The organism is Rathayibacter sp. VKM Ac-2879 (assembly GCF_015351245.1).
Classification (GTDB): domain Bacteria; phylum Actinomycetota; class Actinomycetes; order Actinomycetales; family Microbacteriaceae; genus Rathayibacter.
Window position 1 is genome coordinate 646,131 of sequence record NZ_JADKSO010000001.1, and the last position, 22,833, is coordinate 668,963.

The window sequence follows — 22,833 nt, forward strand, 5'->3', positions numbered from 1 at the left end:
GACTCCTAGCGCGAGGTGGTGCGGCCGCGGAACACGTCGACCAGGCTGCGCAGGTCGAGGGTCCCGTCGAGGACGCGGGCGATCACGACGCCGAGGCCCATGAAGACGGCGGTGAGGACGAATCCCCAGAAGCCGAAGGCCAGCGCCGCGAAGGCGAGGATGGCGCCGACGGCGACGCCGAGGACGGTGCTGCGGTTGCTGGGCGTGCGGCCGGTGCCGCTGAACTCGCTCATCGGACGCGGCTCTCGGTGTCGTCGTCGCCCTTGTCGTCGCCGGGGATGTGGACGTCGACGATCGCGACGTTGATCTCGGCGACGTCCATGCCGAGCAGCTCGGTGATGGCGTCGGCGACGGCCGCGCGCACGGAGTCGGCGACCTGCTGCATCGGGACCGGGTAGTCGACGACGACGGTGACGTCGGCGGCGACCTGGGTCTCACCGACCTCGACGCTCACGCCCTGTGCGTGGTCGTTGCCGCCGACGGCCTGTCGGAGCGCGCCGAAGGCGCGGGCGGCGTTGTTGCCGAGCGCGTAGACGCCGGGGACCTCGCGAGCGGCGATGCCGGCGACCTTCGCCACGACGCTGTCTTCGATGACGGTGCGGCCCTGGGCGACGCCGGAGGCGGCGCTGCCGCCGAGGCTCGTCACCGTCTCGACGGTGGAGCCCCCGGCGGTCGGGGCGGAGGGAGTGCGAGTGCTGTCGCTCATGATGTCTCCTGGACGTCTTGTCGGCTGCGGTTGCTGAGCAGGCCGGTGGTGGGCCCGGCGGAAACCCGGTCGGGCTGTGCTTTCATGGGAGAGACGGAGCCTCAAGGGGGATCGTCACGGTACGAATCGACTTTTTCCTGACCGTTGCCTGTGTACCGAGGGCCCGGGTCGGAGCGGAGGGGGTGCACCGTGCCCGGACTGGACGCGGCGAGCGATGCGCTCCTCGCCGAGCGTGCCGCGGAGGGCGATGTGCGAGCCTTCGAGGTGCTGGTCAAACGGCACCAGTCGCTTCTGCGCGCGTACGCCTGGCGGTTCACCGGCTCGCAGGCCGACGCCTCCGACGCCGTGCAGAACGCCCTCATCACCGTCTGGGCGCAGCTTCCGCAGCTCAAAGAGCCGGCGAGCGTGCGCAGCTGGATGATGCGGATCGTGAGCCGCGCGAGCGTCGACCTGCTCCGACAGCGGCGCCCCACCGACGACGTCGATGCGGTCGAGCATCCGCCTGCCCGCGAGCCGGGCCCCTTCGAGGCGGCCGAGCAGAGCGACGCGATGAAGGCGCTGGCCGCGGCGCTCGCCGAGCTTCCGGAGTCGCAGCGGCAGTGCTGGCTGCTCCGCGAGGTCGGCGGAGAGTCCTACGGTGAGATCGCCGAGCACCTGGGCCTGACGGTCACCGCCGTGCGGGGCAAGCTCGCACGTGCGAGGGAGTCGCTGGTCGTTGCGATGGAGGACTGGCGATGAGGGAGCAGACGCAATGAACGCCGACGACACGCCTGGCGTCCCTGGGCGGGGCGACCGGCTCGAGCGTGACGACGCCCTCGAGGTCGTCGCGCCGGGCGAGCCGGGAAACGACGAGACCCCAGAGGGCATCGGGATCGACGAGCTGGGCGACTACCTCGATCGAGGGCGCGTGCCCTACGACCCCGCGATCGAGGAGTCACCGGAGCACCGACGGATCCTGCAGGCCCTCGAGCGGGTGCGCGCACTCTCCGGTGCGCTCATCGACGACGACGCCGAGCGGCTCCCGGCCCCCAGCGACAGCTGGTTCGGCTCGATCCTCACGCAGGTCAGTCGGGAGGCTCGCGCTGGTCGCGACATCCCCCTGGCAAGCGTGCAGCCCGACGTGGCGCTGACGATCACGGAGGGCGCGGTCCGGGGCCTGGTGCGGGAGGCGGGTGACAGCGTCCCCGGGGTCCTGGTCGGGCGGTGTCGCCTCGTGGGCGCGGTCGACGAGCCCGGCGCGGAGGTCCTGGTCGAGGTGACCCTCTCGGTGTTCTGGGGAGTGCCCATCGCGCGGGCCGCCCAGCAGGTGCGCGAGCGCATCCACTCGCGACTGCTCACGCAGACAGAGCTGCGGGTCTCGACGATCGACATCCGTGTCGAGGACGTCTACGTCCCTGAAGTGGAGGAATCGTGAGCGGCGGCGACATCTCCGCCCAGGGCGCGACCCTCTCGGCCGCGATCGGAGCCTTGGTACGCGGACTCGACGGCGTGGCGATGCTCGTCCCCGCGCGCTCGGAGGTGCGCGACGTGATCGCCCACGCGGCGGGGAGGCTCGCTCCGGCGGGCAGCGCGCTCGGTGCCGCTACGGGCGGCACCTTCGCCGAGCCTGTGCTCGTGCGCGTCACCGCGGAGGAGATCGTCGTGGCCGTCGACGCGTGCGTCGGCGCAGACTCCTCGGCGCCCGACGTCGCCCGTGCGATCGGGGCCGCGGTGCGAGAGTGGTGCCTCCGCGAGCACCCGCAGCGAGCACCGCGGGTCAGCGTGCGGATCGCGGGCGTCGACTAGCGGTCCTCGCGGTCACGGAGGAACGCCTCGACCTCCTCGGCGCTCGGCGCGGACACGGCAGCGCCGGCCCGGGTGACCGAGAGCGCTGCGGCAGCGCTCGCCCAGATCGCGAGCGCGAGCAGCGCGTCTGGGTCATCGAGCGCGGTGCCCTCGGCGGCGAGTCGCGCCGCGAAGGCGCCGCAGAAGGTGTCGCCCGCGCCCGTGGTGTCGACGACGTCGACTCGGAAGGCGGGGGCACGCAGCGGCTCGCGGTCGCGTACGGCCACGACGACCCCGTCGCCGCCGAGAGTCACGACCACCAGCGGCACCAGTGCGGTCAGGGCCGCAGCGAGGGCGGAGTCGTCGGGCTCGGCGATCCTGCGGGTCGCCGCCAGCTCGCGCGCCTCGTGCTCGTTGACGATGAGCACGTCGAGGGCGTCGAGGAGCGGGGCCGGGAGAGGCCTGATCGGCGCGGCATTGAGGATGGCGGTCGTGCCGGCCGAGTGGGCCGTACGCACCGCCTCCAGCACGGCCTCCAGCGGTGTCTCGAGCTGCAGGAGGAGCGCCCGCGCCTCGCGGACGAGCCGCGCCTCCTGCTCGCTCAGGCCGACGAGCGCGGCGTTGGCGCCGGAGTCGACGACGATCGCGTTCTCTCCCGCGGCATCGACCGTGATCTGCGCCGTGCCGGTGCGCGTCTCGCCTCGGCGCGCGTGCAGCTCGAGCGGCTCCCGGGCGAGCACGGCCGCGAGCTCGTCGCCTGCGGAGTCGGAGCCGAGGCTCGTGACGAACACGGTGCCCGACGCGGTGCGTGCCGCCGCGACCGCCTGGTTGAGGCCCTTGCCGCCGGGGAAGGTGCGGGCGTCGAGCGCGAGCACCGTCTCGCCGGGCGCGGGGATGCGCGCGACCCTGTGCACGTGGTCGAGGTTGGCGCTGCCGAGGACGAGGAGGGACATGCCGTCGACGTTAGGGCACGCGCAAGGGGGTCCGTGGCGCGCCGGCCGCGCCTACGGTGGAGGCATGCAGACTCGAATCTTCGGACGCACCGGTGTGCCCGTCTCCGTCGTCGGCCTCGGAACCTGGCAGCTCGGCGCCGACTGGGGTGACGTCGCCGACAGCGAGGCGCTCGCCGTGCTCGACGCCGCCGTCGACTCGGGTGTGACCCTCTTCGACACCGCCGATGTGTACGGCGACGGTCGCAGCGAGCGCACGATCGGCGCCTACCGAGCTGCGCATCCTGACGCCCCCGTCTTCGTCGCCACGAAGATAGGACGGCGACTCGAGCAGGTCCCGTCGAACTACGTGCTCGAGAACTTCCGTGCGTGGACCGATCGCTCGCGCACCAACCTGGGCGTCGACACCCTCGATCTCGTGCAGCTGCACTGCCCGCCCACCCCCGTCTACTCGGACGATGCGGTCTACGACGCCCTCGACACGCTCGTCGCCGAGGGCGCGATCGCGCACTACGGCGTCTCGGTCGAGCGCACGGAGGAGGCGCTCGCCGCGATCGCGCGCCCGAACGTCGCGAGCGTGCAGATCATCCTCAACGCGTTCCGCCTGAAGCCGCTCGACGAGGTGCTGCCTGCAGCCCAGGAGGCGGGCGTCGGCGTCCTCGCGCGCGTACCGCTCGCCTCGGGGCTGCTCAGCGGCCGCTACACGACCGAGACCACCTTCGCTCCCGACGACCACCGTGCCTACAACCGCGACGGCTCCGCTTTCGACGTCGGCGAGACCTTCTCGGGCGTCGACTTCGCGACCGGCGTCGAGGCTGCTCAGGAGTTCTCTTGGCTCGCCGAGGGCCACGGCCTGTCGCCGGCGGCCGCGGCCCTCGCCTGGATTCTCGAGCGGGACGGCGTGACCGCGGCGATCCCGGGCGCACGCTCCGTCGAGCAGGCGCGGGCGAACGCCTCCGCCGCCGATGCCGTCCCTCTCGGCCCCGCCTTCACGGAGGCGGTCACAGCGCTCTACGACACGTACTTCCGCCCCACTCTCCACGCGCGCTGGTGACGTCCGACTCCCCGTGGAGGGGGAGGGGCGCTGCCCAGAGCGGCCCGGCCGTCTGCCGGCAGGCACAGGCGTCGTGAGGCGAGTCCTCGAACGTGCGTGTCGGACATGTCGACCATCACTGTCACCGACGCGCGGGCCAGCTTCTCTGACCTGATCGCTCGCTCCCACGCCGAAGAGGTGTTCGTCGAGCGCCGCGGTCGCGCCGGGGCCGACGATGCGCAGGCCTTCGATGCCGCGATGGCCGAGGAAGGCGAGAACATCCCCTGGGCTCAGGCGGATCAGCGCATCCAGGGTGTCATCGCCCTCCTCGGCGAGGGGCCACGGCCCCCCGAGCGAAGTCGTCAGCGCCGGGTGCGGTCGGCTCCTTCGAGACGGAGTCGCGTGCCGGCGTGCCCTTGGCTTCTTGACCTCGTCATGTCCTGCCGCCATACTCGTCGGAACGAACTATCAGTTCATCTGATGAACTGCTACTCCCTCAACGTCGAGCGGAAGGAACACCCCATGGGGTTGGCTGTCTGGGCCCTCATCGCGTACATCGCGATCATCGTGATCTGGAGCGTCGCTCTCAAACGCGGCATCGGCGAGGCCATGGTCGTCGGCTTCCTGGCCGTCTGCGCGTTCGGCGGAGGCGACTTCCTGCGCCTCGTGCTGGTCGGCATGCAGGCCGCGTTCGACCAGGAGATCGTGTTTGCGGCGCTCGCGTTCACCTTCATCGGCTTCCTGCTGGCGTCGACCGGAGTGATCGACCGGCAGGTCGACCTGCTCAACTCTCTGCTCGGACGGCTGCGCGGCGGAGCGGGCTACGTCGCGACGGTGGGCTCGGCTCTGTTCGGAGCCGTCGCGCACTCCGGGTCCGCGAACGCGGCGACGATGGGCTCGGTCGCCATCCCGTGGATGAAGCGCTCGAACTGGCCGCCGCACGTGGCGGCGACTCTGATCGCCGGCAACGCCGGCAACGGAACGGTCATCCCTCCGAGCGCATCCTTCTTCATCCTGATCGGCACTGCCACCGTGGCGCCCTACGTCTCGATCGACCAGCTCCTCCTGGCGATGTTCGCCGCAGCCGCCTGGTGCATCCTCTGGCGCCTCATCGTCGTCTTCTACTTCGTCCGCAAGTACAAGATCGGCCGCGTCGCCGCGGCCGACATCCTGCCCTTCGCGAAGTCGTTCCGACGCGGCTGGACCTCGCTGCTCGTGTTCCTGGGCATCATCATCCCCGTGCTCGTCACCCTCGGACCCACGGGCGAGGCCTTGACCGGAGTGCTCGGCGAGGACGTCATGGATTCCATCAGCATCATCGTCTGGATCCCGGTGCTACTCGGTATCTTCGCCGCCCTGCTCGGCTGGAGAGGACTGCCCAAGTCGGGCTCGGAGTGGTATGGGTTCGTCGCGAAGACCGCGCCGCGCTACCGCGATATCGGAGCGACTCTCGTGTTCGCCTTCGCCGGCGGCGCCGTGCTCACCGAACTCGGTCTCGCCGAGCAGCTCTCGAGCGTGCTCAACGGCCTCAACGCGTCACCCGTCGTCATGTCGGTCATCGTCGCCGTCATGGTCGTCCTCGTCGCCGGACCGCTGAGCTCGACCGCGACGATCGCCACCATCGGAGGCATCGGCTTCAGCGTCCTCGTGGCCTCGGGCGTCGATCCAGTCCTCGCGGCCTGCGTCGTCCTGGTCGCGGCCTCGACCGAGGGCGCCTCCCCTCCCGGCGCGGCAGCGATCTACATCGCCACCGGCATTGCTCAAGTGAACCCGGTCAAGACATTCGTTCCCCTGATCGTCCTCTACGTGATCCCCATCCTCGTCATTGCCGCCCTCATCGGTCCGGGATGGCTGCCGGTGCCGCACTGATGCGCGCCCGCCTCCCCCTCTTCTCGCACTTCTCAAGGAGCCTCTGATGCCCGAAGAATCCGCCCCTCGCGACACCCCGCACGGCCCCGGCCGGCAACGCGTCATTTCCGTCATGACCACGGTCTTCGTCGTCCTCCTCGTCACGATGCTCGTGCTCGGCGCGATCCTCGTCCTGCTGCAGATCGCCGGCTTGATCGTCGTGAACGGCGGCTTCATCACCGAAGTCTCGGCCGTGCTCAGCCCGTGGACCTTCGGCGTCGCCGGCGTGCTCGGGATCTGGACGCTGCTCCTCTCTTACGCCCACGGATGGAAGCCCGCCGACTAGGCGGGCCCGCGACACGGAACGAGACCGATATGACTGGAAAGACTCTCCTCGAGCGCTTCGCCGCTCTCCCCGTCGCCAATGTCGGCGACTCCATGGATCGCCTCGGCGTGGTCGACGCGGCGATCCGGCCCGTCTGGCGCGGCGCCCGCCTCGCTGGCCCCGCCTACACGGTCGAAGTCGCCGGTGGTGACAACGCCGGCATCCACGAGGCGATCACCCGACTCAGCCCCGGCGACGTCCTCGTCGTGAACGGCCACGGTATCCAGGACCGCGCGCTCGTCGGCGAACTGATCGGCGAGCGGCTGCGCAAGGTCGGCTGCATCGGCATCGTCATCGACGGCGCCCTGCGCGACGTCGACGACCTCGAGGAGATGGGCTTCCCCGCCTTCGCCCGCGCCGTCAGCCCCGCCGGGCCGTACAAGAACGGTCCTTTCCGGCTCGGCGTGCCCGTCGCGATCGGCTCGGTCGTGGTCGCGCCTGGCGACCTCGTCCTCGGCGACTCCGACGGCCTGGCGATCGTCCCGCGCGGTGAGGCGGAGGCCGTGCTCGGGCGGGCGGAGGCGAAGCACGCCACCGAGTCCCAGACCCGGAAGAGCATCGTGGCGGGACCGTGAGCGCCCCCCGGGAGAATAGGGGCCATGGCCCAGACTCCCGCGGACACGTCCGCCTCGACCGTGCGCAGCATCGACCGTGCGCTCGACCTGCTCGAGCTCCTCGAGTCCAGCGAGACACCGATGCGCTTGGTGGAACTGAGTCGAGGATCCGGTTTGCACAACGCGACCGTGCTGCGGATCCTCGGCTCGCTCCAGCATCGCGGATTCGTCGCCACCGAGAACGGGCTTTACCGCCTGGGCCCGGCGGCGCTCGGCATGGGCCACAGCTATCTGGTCACCGATCCGTTGAGCAGCCGAGCCCGACCTGTGCTGCAACAGCTGGCGAGCAGCACCGGCCTGACCGCCTCGCTCTACGTGCGGATCGGCGACTCCCGGATCCTCACGGTCCGCGTGGACGGGCAGGACCCACTGCGCTACCAGCTTCCCCTCGGCCGACGGCTCCCGCTGCACGTCGGCGCCGGGAAGAACATCCTGGCCGCCCTGCCGGACGACGAGCTCGACCGGATCCTCGACGGACTCGGCGACACCGCCACCGCGGCCGGCGAGAAGGTCACGGCCCAGGAGTTGCGCGCACAGCTCGAGCAGGTCCGCAGGGATGGCTCGCACATCTCCATCAACGAACGCGAGACCGGCGTCGCCGCCGTAAGCGTCCCCCTGCACGCCTCCTCCGGTGATGTGATCGCCGCGATCTCGGCCTCGGGTCCCCTCGAGACCACCCTCCGCGCCCGCCTCGAGGCGCAGGTGCCAGAACTGCGCAGAGCGGCAGCCGCTCTTCAGCGCTAGACCGCCGCGTCGCATGGGCGTCCGGCGAAGGAAGGACACACGATGCGAATCGGATTCATCGGACTCGGCGAGGCCGGAGCTCTCTACGCTGCGGCCGCCGCCGCTCACGGCGACACCGTCTCGGGGTTCGACCCCGCGGCGCCCACCACACCCGAGGGGGTCCAGCGGACGCCCGATGCTACGACCGCCGTCGCCTCCGCCGACCTGGTCATCGTGCTGACCGCCGCATCCCTCAGCGAGCGGATCGCGCGCGACGCCGCGCCCCACCTGCGGGAGGGCGCCGTCTACGCCGACTTCACCACAGCCTCCCCGACCACGATGGAAACCGTCGAACGCATCGTCTCAGACGCTGGCGGGCGCTTCGCCGACGTCGCCATCCTCGGACCGGTCCCGACGAAAGGTGCGCGGACCGAGACGATCGTCAGCGGAGCCGCAGCGGCAGACGTCGAGGCGTACCTCACCTCACTCGGCGCCGACGTCGAGCTGATCGAGGGGCCGGCCGGCGTCGCCACCTCACGCAAACTCCTCCGCAGCGTGCTGATGAAGAGCCTCGCCGCCGTCGTCGTCGAAGCAGTCATCGCCGGACGCGCAGCCGGCTGCGAGCCGTGGATCCGCGAGCAGATCGCCGCTCAGCTCTCAGGCGACGTCGAGGCCAAAATCGAGCGTTATGAGACAGGCAGCCGCAAGCACGCCGTCCGGCGCGGCCATGAGATGGCCTCGGTCGTCGAGTACCTCGACTCGCTCGGGGTCCCGTCCGAGATGTCCGCCGCATCCCGGAGCTTCCTCGAACGACTCGCGAAGGAGAACGCATAGACACCGCTCAGCCCTGCCTCCACGGAGCGGCCGTCACCGTCGTTCTGCCCTCCGTGCTCTCGACGGTGACGGCCGCTGAGGAGACGCGCCCTAGGAGCCGAGCGCGGCGTCGACGATGGTGCGCGCCTCCGCCTGCACCTGGGCCAGGTGCTCGGGTCCGCGGAAGCTCTCGGCGTAGATCTTGTAGACGTCCTCGGTGCCGGAGGGGCGCGCGGCGAACCACGCGTCCTCGGTGACCACCTTGACGCCTCCCACCGTCGCGCCGTTACCGGGTGCCTTCGAGAGCTTCGCGGTGATCTCGCCGCCCGCGAGGGTCGTCGCCGAGATGGCGTCGCCGTCGAGCTTGCCCAGAGCCGCCTTCTGCGCCTTCGTCGCGGCGGCGTCGACGCGCTCGTACACCGGGGCGCCGAAGCGCTCGGTCAGCTCGCGGTAGAGCACCGAGGGGCTCTTGCCGGTCACGGCGACGATCTCGGAGGCGAGCAGGGCCAGCAGGATCCCGTCCTTGTCGGTGGTCCACACGGTGCCGTCGAAGCGGAGGAACGATGCGCCGGCGGATTCCTCGCCTCCGAAGCCCACGGAGCCATCCACGAGACCGGGCACGAACCACTTGAACCCCACCGGCACCTCCCAGAGGCGGCGGCCGAGCGACTCGGCGACACGATCGATGATCGACGACGACACGAGCGTCTTGCCGATGGCCGCGTCGTCTCGCCAGCCGGTGCGGTGGCGGTAGAGGTAGTCGATCGCGACCGCGAGGTAGTGATTGGGGTTCATCAGGCCACCGTCGGGCGTGACGATCCCGTGTCGGTCGGCATCGGCGTCGTTGCCGGTGAGGATGTCGTAGTCGCCGGCGCGGGCGACGACCGAGGCCATCGCGCTCGGCGAGGACGGGTCCATCCGGATCTTGCCGTCCCAGTCGAGGGTCATGAAGCTCCAGGCCGGGTCGACCTCGCCGTTGACCACGGTCAGGTCGAGCTCGTACACCTCGGCGATCAGCTGCCAGTAGTGCACCGAGGCGCCGCCCAGCGGATCGGCGCCGATGCGCACTCCCGCCTTCTTGATCGCGTCGATGTCGATGATGTTCGCGAGGTCGGCGACGTAGTGGGTGCGGTAGTCGTACGTCTCGACCGCGCTGGGCTCCGCCGCGACGACGGCCCGCAGACCGTCGGCGATGATCTCGTTCGCCCGGTTCGCGATCCAGCCCGTGGCATCCGAGTCGGCGGGGCCACCGTGCGGCGGGTTGTACTTGAAGCCGCCGTCGCGGGGCGGGTTGTGCGAGGGCGTCACCACGATGCCGTCGGCGCGGTCGGTGTGCGCCGGGTCGGTGTTGTAGCGGAGGATCGCGTGGCTGAGCGCCGGGGTGGGTACGAAGTCGTCGAACTCGTCGACGAGCACGCGCACCTGGTTGCCGACGAGGACCTCGAGTGCGGTCGTCAGTGCGGGACGCGAGAGCCCGTGGGTGTCGGCGCCGATGAAGAGCGGGCCGGTGATCCCCTGCCCGGTGCGGTACTCCACGATCGCCTGGGTCACGGCCGCGATGTGGTCTTCGTTGAACGCGGTGTCGAACGAGGAGCCGCGGTGTCCGGAGGTGCCGAACACCACCTTCTGCGTCGGATCGGACACATCCGGCTTCTTCTCGTAGTACGCCCTCACGAGGGCCTCGACATCAATGAGATCGGAGGCCTGTGCCGGCTTCCCTGCGCGATCGGTCATAGGTCCCATAGTGGCAGTCCCGGTCCAGCCCCGGTACCGCGCTGGCTAGGCTGTGCGCCATGCCCGATAGCGTCTCCGCGACCCGTACCTACAGCTACCTCGGGCCCAGCGGCACATTCACGGAGGCGGCTCTCGCGCAGGTCCCCGAGGCGCGCGGTCACGAGTGGCGCAGCGTCGCGAACGTGGGGGAGGCGCTCAACGACCTCGTGACCGGCCGGAGCGACGGCGCGGTGATCGCCATCGAGAACTCGGTCGATGGAGGCGTCACCGCCGCGCAGGACGCGCTCGCGAAGATCCCGGGGCTGCGCATCGTCGGCGAGTATCTCGTCCCCGTCTCCTTCATCCTCGTGGGCCGGCCCGGCGCGCGCCTCGAGGAGGTACGGGTCGTCGCCGCGCACCCGGTCGCCTACGGCCAGTGCCGCCGCTGGCTCGACAGGGAGATCCCCAGCCACGAGCACCTCCCGGCGTCCAGCAATGTGCAGGCGACCCTCGACCTGCTGAGCGGATCGCCCGCGCAGGCGGCGATCGCGCCTCCGGGGATCGTCGCCCACCATGCTGTCGAGGTGCTCGCGGAGGACATCGGCGACAACCCGAACGCGGTGACTCGCTTCGTCCACGTGACGCGTTCGCGCCTGCTGCCGGACGCGACCGGCGCCGACAAGACGAGTATCATCGTCGAGCTGCCGTCCGACGAGCCCGGCGCGCTGCTCGATCTGCTCGAGCAGTTCGCGACGCGCGGGGTGAACCTGAGCATGATCCAGTCGCGACCCATCGGCGACGCGCTCGGCCGCTACCGCTTCGTCATCGACCTCGACGGCCATGTGCGTGATGAGAGAGTGGCCGACGCGCTGATGGGGCTGCGGCGCTTCTCGCCGCAGGTGATCTTCCTCGGCTCGTATCCGCGCGCGGATCGACGTCCGGTCACCTCCGTGCGACGCTACGACGACGAGGTGTTCATCGAGGCCCGCGACTGGTTGCGCGGAATCCTCGGCGGCGAGCCGGAGGTCGACGATGACTGAGCAGGGACGATGACCGAGCAGGGTGGAGCGGGACGCGACGACGACGGGCGTGAGGCGGCGTCCGAGCGACTCGATCCGCGGTTCGACCCGGCGTTCCAGCGAGGTTTTGGAGGAGGCGTCGAGCGGGTTCGCGCCGACGATCGCCCCTTCGCCCGGCCGGGAACGCGGCCAGAGGAGTCGGCATCCGGCGCCTTCGCTCCTCGCGCCCGTCGTGCAGGCCCCGCCCTCCCCGAGATCGCCGCTGCCGCCGACTCGCGACGAGAGCACCGGGAGCGGAGGGAAACCGCTGCCGGGCGCCTCCCCGCCCCGGCGAGCGACGAGCCGTCCGGGCAGTCGCAGTCGCCGGCGGTCTCGCCCCGCGAGGCGCCGCTCCTGCGCAACCCCTGGCTGCTCGTGCTGCTGCTGGCCGGGCTCGCAGGCAGCGTCGTCGGCGCCGCGATGGTCTACGCCGGCTACGCGGCGCCGTCCGCGCCCTACTACGGAGACTCGGACACGCCGTCGCCCGAGTACATCCAGCGCCAGCTCGTCTACTACGCGTCGATCCCGCTCCTGGGCTGCCTCCCGTTCTCGGTGCTGATCGCGCTGGGCGTCGCGGCTCTGCGGTGGCGCGGACGCCCGGTGCGGCCGGCCCTTGAGCCGGACGCCCCTCGCGTCGCCTCGGACGAGGACGGGGAGGAGAGCCGCCCGCGTCACGCGCCATTCGGCTCAGGCCCCGGCTCGGCTCAGACCCCGGAGGCGCCGAACAGCAGCCCGAGCAGGTAGGTCACGAGCGCCGCGCCGTAGCCGATTCCGAGCTGGCGCAACGCGCGGGCGAGCGGAGGCGCCCCCGAGAGCAGCCCGACGACCGCGCCGGTCGCGAGCAGCGCGATGCCGACCAGGACGCACGCGACGACCACCGCAGCGAGCCCCGTGAGCCCCAGCAGGTACGGCAGAACCGGGATGATCGCGCCAGACGCGAAGAAGCAGAAGCTCGACAGGGCCGCACCCATGCCGGTGCCGACCGACTCGTGCTCGTCGAAGTCGGGGTCGGCCGCCGGACCGCCGAGGGTGATCGGTGAGGTGATCGCGCCTCCGCGGAGGCCGGCGAAGACGGAGGCGGCGCGCGCGTCCGCCTCCTCCTGCGTCATCCCGCGCGCCCGGTAGACCAGGGCGAGCTCGTTCGCGTCGACGTCCAGGTCGGGCACGACGCCATTCGCGTCGAGGTCGGGGCTCGACGCCGACAGCAGCTCGCGCTGGGAGCGCACCGACACGAACTCGCCCGCCCCCATCGAGAGCGCGCCCGCCAACAGCCCGGCGATGCCGGTGAACAGGACCACGCTCGTCGCGACCCCGCTCGCTCCGACGCCCAAGACCAGCGCGAGGTTCGAGACCAGCCCGTCGTTCGCCCCGAACACCGCCGCGCGGAACGTGCCAGAGAGCCGGTTGCGTCCGCGTTCCGCGAGGCCGCGCACGACCTCGCCGTGGATCCGCTCGTCGGCGGCCATCGCCTCCGTGGCATCGTCGTCGTCGGCGTAGGGCGAGCGGGCCTCGGCGCGCTGGATCAGCGCGAGCACGAAGACCGACCCGAAGCGCCGGGTGAGGAAGCCGAGCAGGCGCGTGCGCAGGTCGGGTCGCGGAGACGGCTCGGCCGCGGCTCCCAGCAGCTCCCGCCAATGCTCCTCGTGGCGGCCCTCGGCTGCCGCGAGCGCGAGCAGGATCTCGCGTTCCTCGCCCGTGCGACGCTGAGCGAGGTCGCGGTAGGTCGCCGCCTCCGCGAGCTCGTCGGCGAGGTAGCGGCGCCAACGGCGCACCTGGGTGGGAGTGGGGCTGGTGGTCGCCATGCGATCTCCTGGGGTAGGCCCGCCGACCCGCGCGAGAGGACCGGTCAGGACGTGCGTCGACTGACCGAAGGTCTCGTTCGCCCGGGTCCTCGCGGAGCCGGGTGGCGCGCCGGGCCCGGATCGTCCCGGACCAGCATGTCGACGTGCCTCGTCGCCCGCTCGGCGGGCGGTGGGAACTACTCCCCTTCGCGGGCTCCACCGTAGCCGAGATCGGCGGTCGGTGCTTCCGGAGCGGGGGAACACCTCCGCGGCAACCTTCGGGCCTCAGTGCGACCGAGCCCGACGCGGGAGCTCCCTCTACACTGCTGGGGTGATTGATCCCGTACTTCTGCGCGAGAACCCGGACATCCTCAAGCGCTCGCAGGAGGCGCGCGGCGACTCCGTCGAACTCGTCGACGAGGCCCTGGAGGCCGACCGGCTCCGTCGCGCGGCGATCACCGAGGCGGAGCGGCTGCGAGCCGAGCAGAACGCGTTCGGCAAGACGGTCGCCACGGCTCCGAAAGACGAGAAGGCGGCGCTCGTGGCCGAGGCCCAGCGTCTCGCCTCCGCCGCCAAGGCTGCCCAGCAGGAGGCGTCGGACGCCGACGAGCGCTTCACCGTGCTCGTGAAGCGCCTCGCCAACCCGATCATCGACGGCGTGCCGGCCGGCGGCGAGGAGGCGTTCGCACTCGTCAAGACGGTCGGCGAGCGGCCGGTCTTCGACTTCACCCCCCGAGACCACCTCGAGATCGGCGAGCTGCTCGACGGCATCGACATGCAGCGCGGCGCCAAGGTCAGCGGCGCGCGCTTCTACTTCCTCAAGGGGCTCGTCGCCCGCCTCGAGATCGCGCTGATGAACCTCGGGCTCGAGAAGGCGCTCGCCGCTGGCTTCACGCCGCTGATCACGCCGACCCTCGTGCGCCCCGAGATCATGGACGGGACCGGTTTCCTGGGCGAGCACGACGACGAGGTGTACCGCCTCCGCGACGACGACCTCTACCTCACCGGCACCAGCGAGGTCGCGCTCGCCGGCTACCACGCCGACGAGATCCTCGACCTCTCGGCGGGAGCCAAGCGCTACGCGGGCTGGAGCACCTGCTACCGGCGGGAGGCTGGCTCGGGCGGGCGCGACACCCGCGGCATCATCCGTGTGCACCAATTCTCGAAGCTCGAGATGTTCGTCTACACGCTCCCGGAGGAGGCGGAGGCCGAGCATGCGCGCCTGCTCTCCTACCAGGAGGACATCTTGCAGAGCCTCGGCCTGCACTACCGCGTGATCGACACCGCCGCCGGCGATCTCGGCCAGAGCGCCGCCCGCAAGTTCGACGTGGAGGCGTGGGTGCCGACGCAGGGGACCTTCCGCGAGCTCACCTCCACCTCGAACTGCACCACGTTCCAGGCTCGGCGCCTCGACACCCGCTACCGCACCGAGTCGGGGAAGACGGCTCCGGTCGCCACCCTCAACGGCACCCTGGTCACCACTCGCTGGATCGTCGCCCTGCTCGAGACCCACCAGCGAGCCGACGGCTCGGTCCTCGTGCCGGAGGCGCTGCGCCCGCACCTGGGCGGCCTCGAGGTCCTCGAGCCCGTCGCGTGAGCGTGGAGCAGGCTCGCCGCCTCATCGCCCTCGACATCGACGGCACCGTGATGCACGAGGACGGCACCATCACGGAGGCGGTCGTCGAGGCGATCTCCCGCGTCGTCGCGGCCGGCAACGAGGTCATGCTCGCCACCGGTCGCTCGCCGGGCGCGACGCTCCCCGTGGCGGCACGCCTGGGCATCACGCCCGAGTATGTGGTGTGCTGCAACGGCGCGGTGACCCTGCGTCGCGACGAGGAGGGCGGCTACCGCCCGCATGTCGTGGAGACGTTCGATCCGAGCGAGATCCTGCAGAGCATCTTCCGGTTCCTCCCCGACGCGCACTACGCCGTCGAGGACGCGGACGGCGCGTTCTTCCACACCGAGTCGTTCCCGGGAGGCGCGGTGCTCGGCGCCGAGACCCAGCGCGTGCCCTTCGAGGAGCTGCTCGGGAGGCTCTGCACTCGCGTCGTCGTCATCTCGCCCGAGACGGGCATCGACGAGTTCTCGGGCCTGATCGAGAAGATGGGCCTGCACCAGGTCAGCTACGCGATCGGGTGGACCGCGTGGCTCGACATCGCTCCCTTCGGCGTCAACAAGTCGACCGCGCTCGAACTCGTCCGACAAGACCTCGGCATCGAGCGCAGCGCCGTGCTCGCCGTCGGCGACGGCCGCAACGACATCGAGATGCTCACCTGGGCCGCCGAGGAGGGCGTGGGCCTGGCGATGGGTCAGGCGCCGGAGGAAGTACGGGCGGTCGCGTCGTCGGTGGTTCCGGCCGTGGAGCAGGACGGCGTGGTCGCAGCGCTCGCGACGGTGCACTGACGCGCTCCGCTGACGCCCGTCGGTTACTATCGGGTGTCTCTCCCACGGGAGCGACCAGGAGGGCTGTCCGAGCGGCCGATGGAGCCAGTCTTGAAAACTGGTGGGCAGAAATGTCTCGTGGGTTCGAATCCCACGCCCTCCGCTTTCTGGCAGGCGCCGACAACCCGCGATCCGCCGACTTCCGGGCTTCTTCGCTCACGGCTGGCTGTCCTCACTCACGTCGCGGGCACACGTTTGTGCCCAATTGGTGCCCACGGCCGAGCCCCTGCGACCCGCGCATGGTGGCTCGACCGTCACGGCGATCGACGCTGTGCTTCTGGCGCTGGTTTAGAGGGTGGATGCGCCGCCGTCGACGGGGAGGATGACGCCGTGGATGTACTTCGCGTCGTCGCCGACGAGGAATGAGACGGCTGCGGCGACTTCTTCGGGCTGGCCGACGCGGTTTGCTGGGGTGCCTTCGTGGAACACGCTGAGGCCCTCACCGAACGGTGCGGTGCCGGGCGTGGCGATGGGGCCGGGGCTGACTGCGTTGACGCGTACCCCGCTGGGGCCGAACTCGGCCGCCCAGACCTTGGTGAGGGTCTCGACGGCGGCTTTGCTGGATGCGTAGAGCGATGCGCCCGCGATGCCCTTGGTGGCCAGCGCGGTCGACAGGTTGACGATGACGCCTTCGCCGCGATCGATCATCTGCGAGACCAGCGCGGTGGTGAGCAGGAAGGGCGCCTTGACGTTGAGCGTGTAGATGTCGTCGAACTGCTTCGCCGTCAGCTCGGTGCTCGGCGCGAACGGGTAGATGCCGGCGGCGTTGACGAGGATGTCGATGTGTCCGTGCTCTTCGAGTTGGACGGAGTCGAGGACGAGGCCTCCCAGCTTGTCGGTGTCGGAGAGGTCGTAGCGGAGGAAGTAGGCGACGCCTCCTGCCGCGGCGATCGCGGAAACGGTCTCCGCTCCCCGGCCCGTGTCTCGGCCCACCACGATCACGTGCGCGCCCTGCGAGGCCAGGTTCTCCGCGATCGCACGGCCGATTCCGCTGGTAGATCCGGTGACCAGTGCAGTCTTCCCGGTGAGATCCGTAGACATGTCGTGTAGCTCCTTTTTGGTACGAGCGACCCAATTGGGTTGCTCGTACCAACTTGGCCCTGCTCGTCTGGGTTGTCAAGACAAAAAACCGTGCACTTTGGGTTGCGAGTACCAGAAACGAGGCTAGGCTCCACCCATGAGCACCAAGGAGCTGCCGGCGCGTGAACGTGATGACGAACCCGCGCTGACTCCGAAGGGACGCGCGACGCGGGCTCGCGTTCTCGCAGCCGCCGCGACGCTCATGCACGATCACGGCGTTGCGGCGACGAGCATCGACGACGTCAAGCGGGAAGCCAGCGTCAGCGCGGGTCAGGTCGCCCATTACTTCGGCGACAAGCACGCACTGATCAAGGCGGTCATCGGATACCAGACCGAGGAGACGCTCGATTCGCAGCGCCCACTGCTCGATCAACTCGACAGCTTCGAGCGACTCGAGGCCTGGGCGGAGCTGAACGCGGCGGGGCTCGAGGCCAGCGGGTGCGTCGGTGGATGTCGGATCGGATCCCTCGCCGCTCAGCTCTCGGAGAGCGCCCCGGACCTCCGGGAGGACCTCGCACGCGGGTTCGAGCGGTGGCGCGAGCCGATCCGCGATGGACTTGCGGCGATGCGCGACCGCGGAGAGCTGCAGCCAACGGCAGATCCCGAGACCCTCGCGACCGCGTTCCTGGCGGCGTTGGAGGGCGGAACGCTGCTGTCCCAGACGAGCCGCGACCCCGCGCCGCTGCGCATCGCGCTCGACACGATGCTGAGCTACGTGAAGACCCTCGCAAGCCTCGTCCCCGCCCGCTGACGCGCTAAACGACTCAAAGCAGAAGGAACACGAATGCCTCTCACCGGTACGTACGAGCCCAGCACCAACGCCTGGGCTCGCGAGCAAGCGGAGACCTATCAAGCGACCGACGGGCGCGAAGCGAACACACTGCAGGGTCGACCCATCATCGTGCTGACATCTGTCGGAGCGAAGTCGGGGAACCTTCGGATCAACCCCCTGATGCGGATCGAGCACGGCGGCTCGTACGCGATCCTCGCTTCCAATGGCGGGAGCCTGAAGAACCCGACCTGGTACAACAACGTCGTCAAGCACCCGCACGTCGAACTGCAGGACGGCGCGGACAAGAGTGACTTCTACGCGCATCTCGCTGAGGGCGAGGAGCGCGCCCAATGGTGGAAGCAGGCCGTGAAGACCTGGCCAGACTTCGACAAGTACGTCATCGGTCTCGAACGAGAGATTCCGGTGTTCGTGCTCACGCCGCTCCCCGCGAACGACGAACGCAGGTAACTGAGGGGCAACGGGCGCCCCCTCGGCGCCCCCGTCGAGCAGGACAGGGTGAGTAGAGCGATGCGAGCGATCACCTTTTCGAGATTCGGCGACCCTGACGTACTGAAAGTCGCACGCGTTCCCTAACCGCACCCGAGGCGCGGCGAGGTGAAGATCCGCGTGCTGTTCGCAGCGGTCAACCCGGCCGACACCATGCTGCGAAGCGGAACGCTCGCCCGCTACCTCGACGGGCTCCCCGGCCCCCACATTCCTGGATGGGATGCATATTGGGCCGTCGGCGCGAGTCTCGCCTCCTCCCCGCCGGCGAACCTTCGAATCGCGCCACGACTCTGTATAGGATGGCGCGACGCCCGGGAGACCCCGCGGCCCCTCCTCCGCACCACTGACGCCTCGACACCCAGGAGACGGATGCGCCGCACGGGCCCTTCGACACAGCGACCGACTCGAGACGACCACCGCACACCGCGGCCTTTCGTCCGGCACGGACGCCAGAAGCGGCACTCGCTGGCGCGCACCCTCGTCGTTGCGGCGGCGACCATCGGCGGAGTCGGCGTCGTCGCGTCCGTGTCGGTCCTCGCGATCGCCGCGAGCCTTCTCGTGCAGTCCGCGCGACCTTCCGTCGACCTGCATCCCGTGGCTGCCGGTTCACGAGTGGAGGCGGCGGCCGAGGCGCCCGCGATCGGGGCTCTCGAGGGCGGCTTCAACATGCTCCTCGTCGGCAGCGACTCGCGTCAGGGGCAGGGAGACGCCTACGGGGACCCGGACGAGGAGACGAGCGTCCTCAACGACGTCAACATGCTCTTGCACGTGTCGGCCGACCATCGCACGGCGACCGTCGTCAGCTTCCCGCGCGACATGTACGTCGACATCCCGAGCTGCGTCGACGTGGGGACCGGCGAGACGGTCCCGGCGCGCTCCGACACGAAGATCAACGAGGCGATGGGCAAAGACGTCAGCCTCGGCTGTGTCGCGGGAGTGGTCGAGGATCTGCTCGGGATCCGGGTCGACTACGGCGCGGTCGTGCAGTTCAACGGCGTCATCGAGATGTCGAACGCGATCGGGGGAGTCGACGTGTGCGTCGCGACCGAGATCGCCGACCCCTACACCAACACCTATCTCGAGCCGGGCACACACTCGCTGCAGGGAATGGCGGCGCTGCAGTTCCTCCGCAGCCGTCACGGCATCGGCGACGGCAGCGACCTGACTCGCATCAGCAATCAGCAGGTGTTCCTCTCGGCGCTCGTGCGGCAGGTGAAGAGCGCCGACACGCTGCTGAACCCGGTCGCGCTCTACGGACTCGCCAAAGCGGCCCTCGGCAACATGACGCTCTCGAACGAGCTCAACAACGTCAACACGATGGTGCAGATGGGTCTTGCGCTCAAGGACGTCGACCTCGCCGACGTCGTCTTCGTGCAGTACCCCACGGGCTCCGTCTCGGGCGGAGTGGTGCCCGCCCGGGAAGCGGGCGATGTGCTTGCCGCGGCCCTGCAAAACGATCAGCCGATCGCGATCACGGGAGGGACGGGCGCCGGAGCGACCGTCGAGGACGGTGCCGCGACTCCCGAGGCCACGTCCACCGAGGTGCCCGAGGGTCCGGCGACGACCGAGCCGATCGCGACCGCGGAGGCTACTCCTGGGAGCACTCCTGCGGCTCCCGCGGGCGAATCCAAGGTTGCGCTGCCAGAATCGGTGACCGGCCAGAGCGCCGACCAGCAGACCTGCTCGGTCGGGTTCTTCGGCTGAGCCGAGAGCGGCCGGCATCCCCGGATGTCGTCTTCCTCGAGCCCTGACCCGTGACGAGCGTCGTCGCGCGGCCGAGAGAGATGACGACTCGATGAGCGCACCCGCCCCCTCCCGCCGACCCGCTGCCCGGCACGGGCGGCTGCGTCCGCAGAGCGGGTGGCGGTTCGTGGCGCGAGTCCTGGCCGCCTGCGTGGGGGTCGGCGTCGTGAGCGCGGTCTGCGTGGTCGCGATCGCCGTGTCGATGATCGCGGGCAGCGCGCGCGCCTCCGTCGACCTCGACATCGGCTCGACGGCCGGCCCGGTACCCGAGATCGGCGCGATCGAGGGAGGAGTCAACATCCTCCTCGCGGGGAGTGACAGCGCCCAGGGCTCCGCGGCAGGCGCCTACGGCGACCGCTCCGAGAACCTCAACGACGTGACCATGCTGATGCACATCTCGCAAGACCACTCCACGGTCGAGGTCATCAGTTTCCCGCGCGACATGTACGTCCCGATCCCCTCGTGCACTGACCCGACCACGGGCGCCGTCTCGGATCCGCTGCGCTCGTCGAAGATCAACACCTCCCTGAGCTACGGCGGCCTGGCCTGCACGGTCAAGACGGTGGAGCAGCTGACGGGCCTCAAGATCCCGTATGCGGCACTGATCCAGTTCCAGGGTGTCATCGAGATGTCCAACGCGGTGGGCGGAGTCGACGTCTGCGTCGCCTCGCCCATCCAGGACGAGTACACGGGCCTCAGCCTCGACGCAGGCACCCACACTCTCGTGGGCGCCGAGGCGCTGGCGTTCCTACGCACACGCCACGGAGTCGGCGACGGCAGCGACCTCACGCGCATTTCGAGCCAGCAGGTGTACCTCTCGTCGCTGGTGCGCAAGGTGAAGAGCGCGTCCACGCTCTCGAACCCCGTCAGCCTCTACGGCCTCGCCAAGGCAGCCGTCTCGAACATGCAGCTCTCGACCTCGCTCGAGAACGTCAACACGCTCGTCTCGATCGGGCTCGCGGTGAAGGACGTCGACCTGTCCAAGGTCGTCTTCGTGCAGTACCCGACCTACATCAAGGGCGACGGCGTCTACCCCAGCGAGGCGGCGGCGACGACGCTGAACTCGGCGCTCCTGGCCGACCAGCCGATCTCGTTGACGGGCACGACCGGCGGAGGATCGGAGTCGACGAACACGCCGGCGGCGACGGGCGCGCCCGCCCCGGCAGACACGTCGACCAGTACTCCGACGGACTCCGCCTCGGCTGCTCCGTCGACGGCGCCCGACGGCCCCGTGACGCTGCCGAGCGATGTCTCCGGTCAGACCGCGCAGCAAGAGACCTGCACGGTCGGGCGCACGCTCGACGAGCAGTAGCGCCTCCTCCAGCGATGTCATGCCGCGGGGGAGGGTGTGGTTATGATGGTCGTCGTGCGTCCGCCTGCGGGCGCCCAGGAGTCGTCGCATAGTCCGGTCGAGTGCACCACCCTGCTAAGGTGGAGAACCCTTTATTGGGTTCCGTGGGTTCAAATCCCACCGACTCCGCGTCTGTCGAAAGCCCCGCTCGCGCGGGGCTTTCGTCGTCTCGGCGGGCATTTCGTTCCCTCTGGGCAGGGGCGGGAGGCGAAGGGCTACCCTGAGCGGATGGCCAGCCCGATCCCCGATGCCCTGTCCGCGCCTCCCGCACGGAGGGACGTCGCCGCGATCCGGGCGGCTCTCGCCGAGATCGGCGTGGGCGACTCCGTCCGCGTCCTCGTCCGCTCGCCGCGCTACGGCCTCTACGGCATCGAGGGCGTGGCACGACAGGCGGTCGGTGGCGAGCTCGTCGCCGCCGACGTGTTCCTCGGCACCGGCGCCGAGGTGCAGAGCATCGCGCTCGCCCCGGAGGCGACGGAGGCCGACGGGCCGCGCTCGGCGGAGGGGCTGCAGCACGGCGACGCTGTGCGGGTGACCTTCTCGACGCCGGCGCTCGGCCCGTTCACCATCACCGGGCCGCTGACGGCGGGAGGACGCGACGCTTTCCTCCTCGTGGGCAGTTGGGTCGTGACCGAGGGCGCGAAGGTGGGCCGCCACGTCGACCGCGTGGAGCGGCTGACCGAGCTGACACTGCACCCGAAGCACGTGCCAGGGCATCGCTCCGCCGTCGAGGAGTGACTCTCGGCGTCAGCTCTGGCAGCGCGGGCACCAATAGGTGACCCGCAGCTGCAGCTCGTCGTCGCCGAGTTCGCCGCGCTCGATCGGAGTGCCGCAACGTCGACACGGGCGATGGTCGCGGCCGTAGACCCACAGTTGCTGCCCCGGACGCAGGTTGCCGGTCGTCGTGCGCTCGATGCGTTCGCGGTTGACGGTGATCATCCGCTGGGCCAGCGCGATCGTACGGTCGAGGTCGCCGCTCTCGCCGACCGGTCGCGTGGGCAGCACCCCGCGGAGGAAGCAGAGCTCGGCCCGGTAGACGTTGCCGAGACCCGCCATGATCCGCTGGTCGAGCAGAGCCAGACCGATCGGGCGTTCGGGGTCGGCCGACAGGCGGCGTAACGCCTCGCCGGGATCCCAGTCGGGGCCGAGCAGGTCGGGGCCGAGGTAGCCGACCACCTCCTCTTCGGCCGAGCGCGGCACGATCTCGAGCACGCCGAGTTCGAAGCCGACTGCCTGCCAGTCCGCGGTCTCGAGCACGATGCGCGCCTGGTAGGCGGGCCGACGCCACGTCGGGCGCTGCCCCTCTTTCCGCGCGTAAAGATGCCAGCTGCCCTCCATCTTGAGGTGGGAGTGGATGAGCGCGTCACCCACCCGCATCAGCAGATGCTTGCCGCGCGCGACGACCGCCTCGATCGTCTCGCCGGTCAGGTCGACCGTCGCGTACTTCGGCACACGGACATCGCACCGTGTCAGGACCGTGCCGTCGAGAGCCTCGGCGAGGTTGTGGGCGGAGCGGTAGACGGTGTCACCCTCGGGCACGGCGGCTCCTC

General features: G+C 70.3%; 25 protein-coding genes and 2 tRNA genes. 20 read left to right on the top strand and 7 right to left on the bottom strand.

Annotated features, from left to right (window positions below; genetic code table 11):
* Positions 1-5 precede the first annotated feature (5 nt).
* The gene (locus ITJ45_RS03120) at positions 6-233 is read right to left on the bottom strand and encodes a DUF2273 domain-containing protein (protein WP_194607360.1); all 228 of its coding nucleotides are present in this window, start codon (positions 231-233) and stop codon (positions 6-8) included.
* Positions 230-706 (bottom strand): Asp23/Gls24 family envelope stress response protein, encoded by a 477-nt coding sequence (locus ITJ45_RS03125; protein ID WP_194607361.1) that lies wholly within the window; start codon positions 704-706, stop codon positions 230-232. Before ITJ45_RS03125 ends, ITJ45_RS03120 begins: the two co-directional genes overlap by 4 nt.
* A 189-nt stretch (positions 707-895) precedes the next feature.
* Between ITJ45_RS03125 and ITJ45_RS03130 the strand changes: the two genes are divergently transcribed.
* From ITJ45_RS03130 to ITJ45_RS03140, 3 genes are read left to right on the top strand one after another with little or no spacing between them, the layout of a single operon-like run.
* Entirely contained in the window at positions 896-1,444 is a 549-nt protein-coding gene (locus ITJ45_RS03130; protein WP_194607362.1) for an RNA polymerase sigma factor, read from the top strand.
* 13 nt (positions 1,445-1,457) lie between these two features.
* Complete coding sequence (locus tag ITJ45_RS03135; protein ID WP_194607363.1) at positions 1,458-2,120, top strand: Asp23/Gls24 family envelope stress response protein; 663 nt, start codon at positions 1,458-1,460, stop codon at positions 2,118-2,120.
* Entirely contained in the window at positions 2,117-2,491 is a 375-nt protein-coding gene (locus ITJ45_RS03140; RefSeq protein ID WP_194607364.1) for a hypothetical protein, read from the top strand. Before ITJ45_RS03135 ends, ITJ45_RS03140 begins: the two co-directional genes overlap by 4 nt.
* On the opposite strand, the gene ITJ45_RS03145 is transcribed toward ITJ45_RS03140, so the two are convergent.
* A complete protein-coding gene (locus ITJ45_RS03145; RefSeq protein WP_194607365.1) occupies positions 2,488-3,423 on the bottom strand; it encodes a ribokinase in 936 nt (311 codons plus the stop codon). The genes ITJ45_RS03140 and ITJ45_RS03145 overlap by 4 nt on opposite strands.
* A 64-nt stretch (positions 3,424-3,487) precedes the next feature.
* On the opposite strand from ITJ45_RS03145, the gene ITJ45_RS03150 reads away from it, so the two are divergent.
* From ITJ45_RS03150 to ITJ45_RS03175, 6 genes are all read left to right on the top strand, one after another.
* Entirely contained in the window at positions 3,488-4,474 is a 987-nt protein-coding gene (locus tag ITJ45_RS03150; RefSeq protein WP_194607366.1) for an aldo/keto reductase, read from the top strand.
* Positions 4,475-4,975: 501 nt separating this feature from the next.
* Positions 4,976-6,322, top strand: a complete 1,347-nt coding sequence (locus ITJ45_RS03155; protein ID WP_194607367.1) for a TRAP transporter large permease subunit — start codon at positions 4,976-4,978, stop codon at positions 6,320-6,322.
* 46 nt (positions 6,323-6,368) lie between these two features.
* The gene (locus ITJ45_RS03160) at positions 6,369-6,647 is read left to right on the top strand and encodes a hypothetical protein (RefSeq protein WP_194607368.1); all 279 of its coding nucleotides are present in this window, start codon (positions 6,369-6,371) and stop codon (positions 6,645-6,647) included.
* Positions 6,648-6,676: 29 nt separating this feature from the next.
* Positions 6,677-7,261, top strand: coding sequence for a methyltransferase (locus ITJ45_RS03165; RefSeq protein ID WP_194607369.1), 585 nt, complete (start codon positions 6,677-6,679; stop codon positions 7,259-7,261).
* A gap of 24 nt (positions 7,262-7,285) precedes the next feature.
* Positions 7,286-8,044, top strand: a complete 759-nt coding sequence (locus ITJ45_RS03170) for an IclR family transcriptional regulator (protein ID WP_228493416.1) — start codon at positions 7,286-7,288, stop codon at positions 8,042-8,044.
* A gap of 42 nt (positions 8,045-8,086) precedes the next feature.
* Positions 8,087-8,857: an NAD(P)-dependent oxidoreductase gene (locus tag ITJ45_RS03175; protein WP_194607370.1), complete on the top strand. Its 771-nt coding sequence runs from the start codon at positions 8,087-8,089 to the stop codon at positions 8,855-8,857.
* A 90-nt stretch (positions 8,858-8,947) separates the two neighbouring features.
* Here ITJ45_RS03175 and pgm read toward each other — a convergent pair whose 3' ends face one another.
* Positions 8,948-10,570 carry a phosphoglucomutase (alpha-D-glucose-1,6-bisphosphate-dependent) gene (gene pgm / locus ITJ45_RS03180; RefSeq protein ID WP_194607371.1) on the bottom strand — a complete coding sequence of 541 codons (1,623 nt, stop codon included), beginning with the start codon at positions 10,568-10,570 and terminating at the stop codon, positions 8,948-8,950.
* Between the two features lie 59 nt (positions 10,571-10,629).
* Here pgm and pheA point away from each other — a divergent pair, with 59 nt between their 5' ends.
* Together pheA and ITJ45_RS03190 are read left to right on the top strand one after the other, a co-directional pair.
* Positions 10,630-11,589 (top strand): prephenate dehydratase, encoded by a 960-nt coding sequence (gene pheA / locus ITJ45_RS03185; protein ID WP_194607372.1) that lies wholly within the window; start codon positions 10,630-10,632, stop codon positions 11,587-11,589.
* 9 nt (positions 11,590-11,598) lie between these two features.
* Positions 11,599-12,351, top strand: a complete 753-nt coding sequence (locus ITJ45_RS03190) for a hypothetical protein (protein ID WP_194607373.1) — start codon at positions 11,599-11,601, stop codon at positions 12,349-12,351.
* Here ITJ45_RS03190 and ITJ45_RS03195 read toward each other — a convergent pair.
* Entirely contained in the window at positions 12,312-13,409 is a 1,098-nt protein-coding gene (locus ITJ45_RS03195) for a VIT1/CCC1 transporter family protein (protein ID WP_194607374.1), read from the bottom strand. The genes ITJ45_RS03190 and ITJ45_RS03195 overlap by 40 nt on opposite strands.
* A gap of 310 nt (positions 13,410-13,719) precedes the next feature.
* On the opposite strand from ITJ45_RS03195, the gene serS reads away from it, so the two are divergent.
* From serS to ITJ45_RS03210, 3 genes are all read left to right on the top strand, one after another.
* Positions 13,720-14,985: a serine--tRNA ligase gene (gene serS, locus ITJ45_RS03200; protein ID WP_194607375.1), complete on the top strand. Its 1,266-nt coding sequence runs from the start codon at positions 13,720-13,722 to the stop codon at positions 14,983-14,985.
* Entirely contained in the window at positions 14,982-15,791 is an 810-nt protein-coding gene (locus tag ITJ45_RS03205) for an HAD-IIB family hydrolase (protein ID WP_323742834.1), read from the top strand. The genes serS and ITJ45_RS03205 overlap by 4 nt, the downstream gene beginning before the upstream one ends.
* A 57-nt stretch (positions 15,792-15,848) precedes the next feature.
* Positions 15,849-15,933, top strand: a tRNA-Ser gene (locus ITJ45_RS03210).
* 185 nt (positions 15,934-16,118) lie between these two features.
* Here the strand turns inward: ITJ45_RS03210 and ITJ45_RS03215 are convergent.
* Complete coding sequence (locus tag ITJ45_RS03215) at positions 16,119-16,871, bottom strand: SDR family NAD(P)-dependent oxidoreductase (protein ID WP_194607376.1); 753 nt, start codon at positions 16,869-16,871, stop codon at positions 16,119-16,121.
* Between the two features lie 136 nt (positions 16,872-17,007).
* Between ITJ45_RS03215 and ITJ45_RS03220 the strand changes: the two genes are divergently transcribed.
* The 6 genes from ITJ45_RS03220 to ITJ45_RS03245 all read left to right on the top strand — a co-directional run bounded on the left by ITJ45_RS03220 (position 17,008) and on the right by ITJ45_RS03245 (position 22,021).
* Complete coding sequence (locus tag ITJ45_RS03220; protein WP_194607377.1) at positions 17,008-17,661, top strand: TetR/AcrR family transcriptional regulator; 654 nt, start codon at positions 17,008-17,010, stop codon at positions 17,659-17,661.
* 33 nt (positions 17,662-17,694) lie between these two features.
* Positions 17,695-18,150, top strand: a complete 456-nt coding sequence (locus ITJ45_RS03225; protein ID WP_194607378.1) for a nitroreductase family deazaflavin-dependent oxidoreductase — start codon at positions 17,695-17,697, stop codon at positions 18,148-18,150.
* 147 nt (positions 18,151-18,297) lie between these two features.
* Positions 18,298-19,893: an LCP family protein gene (locus ITJ45_RS03230; RefSeq protein WP_323742835.1), complete on the top strand. Its 1,596-nt coding sequence runs from the start codon at positions 18,298-18,300 to the stop codon at positions 19,891-19,893.
* 91 nt (positions 19,894-19,984) lie between these two features.
* Positions 19,985-21,244, top strand: coding sequence for an LCP family protein (locus ITJ45_RS03235; RefSeq protein ID WP_194607379.1), 1,260 nt, complete (start codon positions 19,985-19,987; stop codon positions 21,242-21,244).
* A 77-nt stretch (positions 21,245-21,321) separates the two neighbouring features.
* A tRNA-Ser gene (locus ITJ45_RS03240) sits at positions 21,322-21,412 on the top strand.
* Between the two features lie 99 nt (positions 21,413-21,511).
* Complete coding sequence (locus tag ITJ45_RS03245; protein WP_194607380.1) at positions 21,512-22,021, top strand: hypothetical protein; 510 nt, start codon at positions 21,512-21,514, stop codon at positions 22,019-22,021.
* Positions 22,022-22,030: 9 nt separating this feature from the next.
* On the opposite strand, the gene ITJ45_RS03250 is transcribed toward ITJ45_RS03245, so the two are convergent.
* Positions 22,031-22,822 carry an Fpg/Nei family DNA glycosylase gene (locus ITJ45_RS03250; RefSeq protein WP_194607381.1) on the bottom strand — a complete coding sequence of 264 codons (792 nt, stop codon included), beginning with the start codon at positions 22,820-22,822 and terminating at the stop codon, positions 22,031-22,033.
* Positions 22,823-22,833: the final 11 nt, after the last annotated feature.

Bases quoted from the DNA above. Each gene is read 5' to 3' on its own strand.
- pheA (WP_194607372.1), top strand. From the start codon at position 10,630: ATGCCCGATAGCGTCTCCGCGACCCGTACCTACAGCTACCTCGGGCCC.
- ITJ45_RS03150 (WP_194607366.1), top strand. From the start codon at position 3,488: ATGCAGACTCGAATCTTCGGACGCACCGGTGTGCCCGTCTCCGTCGTC.
- ITJ45_RS03225 (WP_194607378.1), top strand. From the start codon at position 17,695: ATGCCTCTCACCGGTACGTACGAGCCCAGCACCAACGCCTGGGCTCGC.
- ITJ45_RS03220 (WP_194607377.1), top strand. From the start codon at position 17,008: ATGAGCACCAAGGAGCTGCCGGCGCGTGAACGTGATGACGAACCCGCG.
- ITJ45_RS03125 (WP_194607361.1), bottom strand. From the start codon at position 706: ATGAGCGACAGCACTCGCACTCCCTCCGCCCCGACCGCCGGGGGCTCC.
- ITJ45_RS03120 (WP_194607360.1), bottom strand. From the start codon at position 233: ATGAGCGAGTTCAGCGGCACCGGCCGCACGCCCAGCAACCGCAGCACC.
- ITJ45_RS03165 (WP_194607369.1), top strand. From the start codon at position 6,677: ATGACTGGAAAGACTCTCCTCGAGCGCTTCGCCGCTCTCCCCGTCGCC.
- ITJ45_RS03175 (WP_194607370.1), top strand. From the start codon at position 8,087: ATGCGAATCGGATTCATCGGACTCGGCGAGGCCGGAGCTCTCTACGCT.
- ITJ45_RS03195 (WP_194607374.1), bottom strand. From the start codon at position 13,409: ATGGCGACCACCAGCCCCACTCCCACCCAGGTGCGCCGTTGGCGCCGC.
- ITJ45_RS03215 (WP_194607376.1), bottom strand. From the start codon at position 16,871: ATGTCTACGGATCTCACCGGGAAGACTGCACTGGTCACCGGATCTACC.
- ITJ45_RS03235 (WP_194607379.1), top strand. From the start codon at position 19,985: ATGAGCGCACCCGCCCCCTCCCGCCGACCCGCTGCCCGGCACGGGCGG.
- ITJ45_RS03245 (WP_194607380.1), top strand. From the start codon at position 21,512: ATGGCCAGCCCGATCCCCGATGCCCTGTCCGCGCCTCCCGCACGGAGG.
- ITJ45_RS03145 (WP_194607365.1), bottom strand. From the start codon at position 3,423: ATGTCCCTCCTCGTCCTCGGCAGCGCCAACCTCGACCACGTGCACAGG.
- pgm (WP_194607371.1), bottom strand. From the start codon at position 10,570: ATGACCGATCGCGCAGGGAAGCCGGCACAGGCCTCCGATCTCATTGAT.
- ITJ45_RS03155 (WP_194607367.1), top strand. From the start codon at position 4,976: ATGGGGTTGGCTGTCTGGGCCCTCATCGCGTACATCGCGATCATCGTG.
- ITJ45_RS03190 (WP_194607373.1), top strand. From the start codon at position 11,599: ATGACCGAGCAGGGTGGAGCGGGACGCGACGACGACGGGCGTGAGGCG.
- ITJ45_RS03135 (WP_194607363.1), top strand. From the start codon at position 1,458: ATGAACGCCGACGACACGCCTGGCGTCCCTGGGCGGGGCGACCGGCTC.
- ITJ45_RS03160 (WP_194607368.1), top strand. From the start codon at position 6,369: ATGCCCGAAGAATCCGCCCCTCGCGACACCCCGCACGGCCCCGGCCGG.
- ITJ45_RS03170 (WP_228493416.1), top strand. From the start codon at position 7,286: ATGGCCCAGACTCCCGCGGACACGTCCGCCTCGACCGTGCGCAGCATC.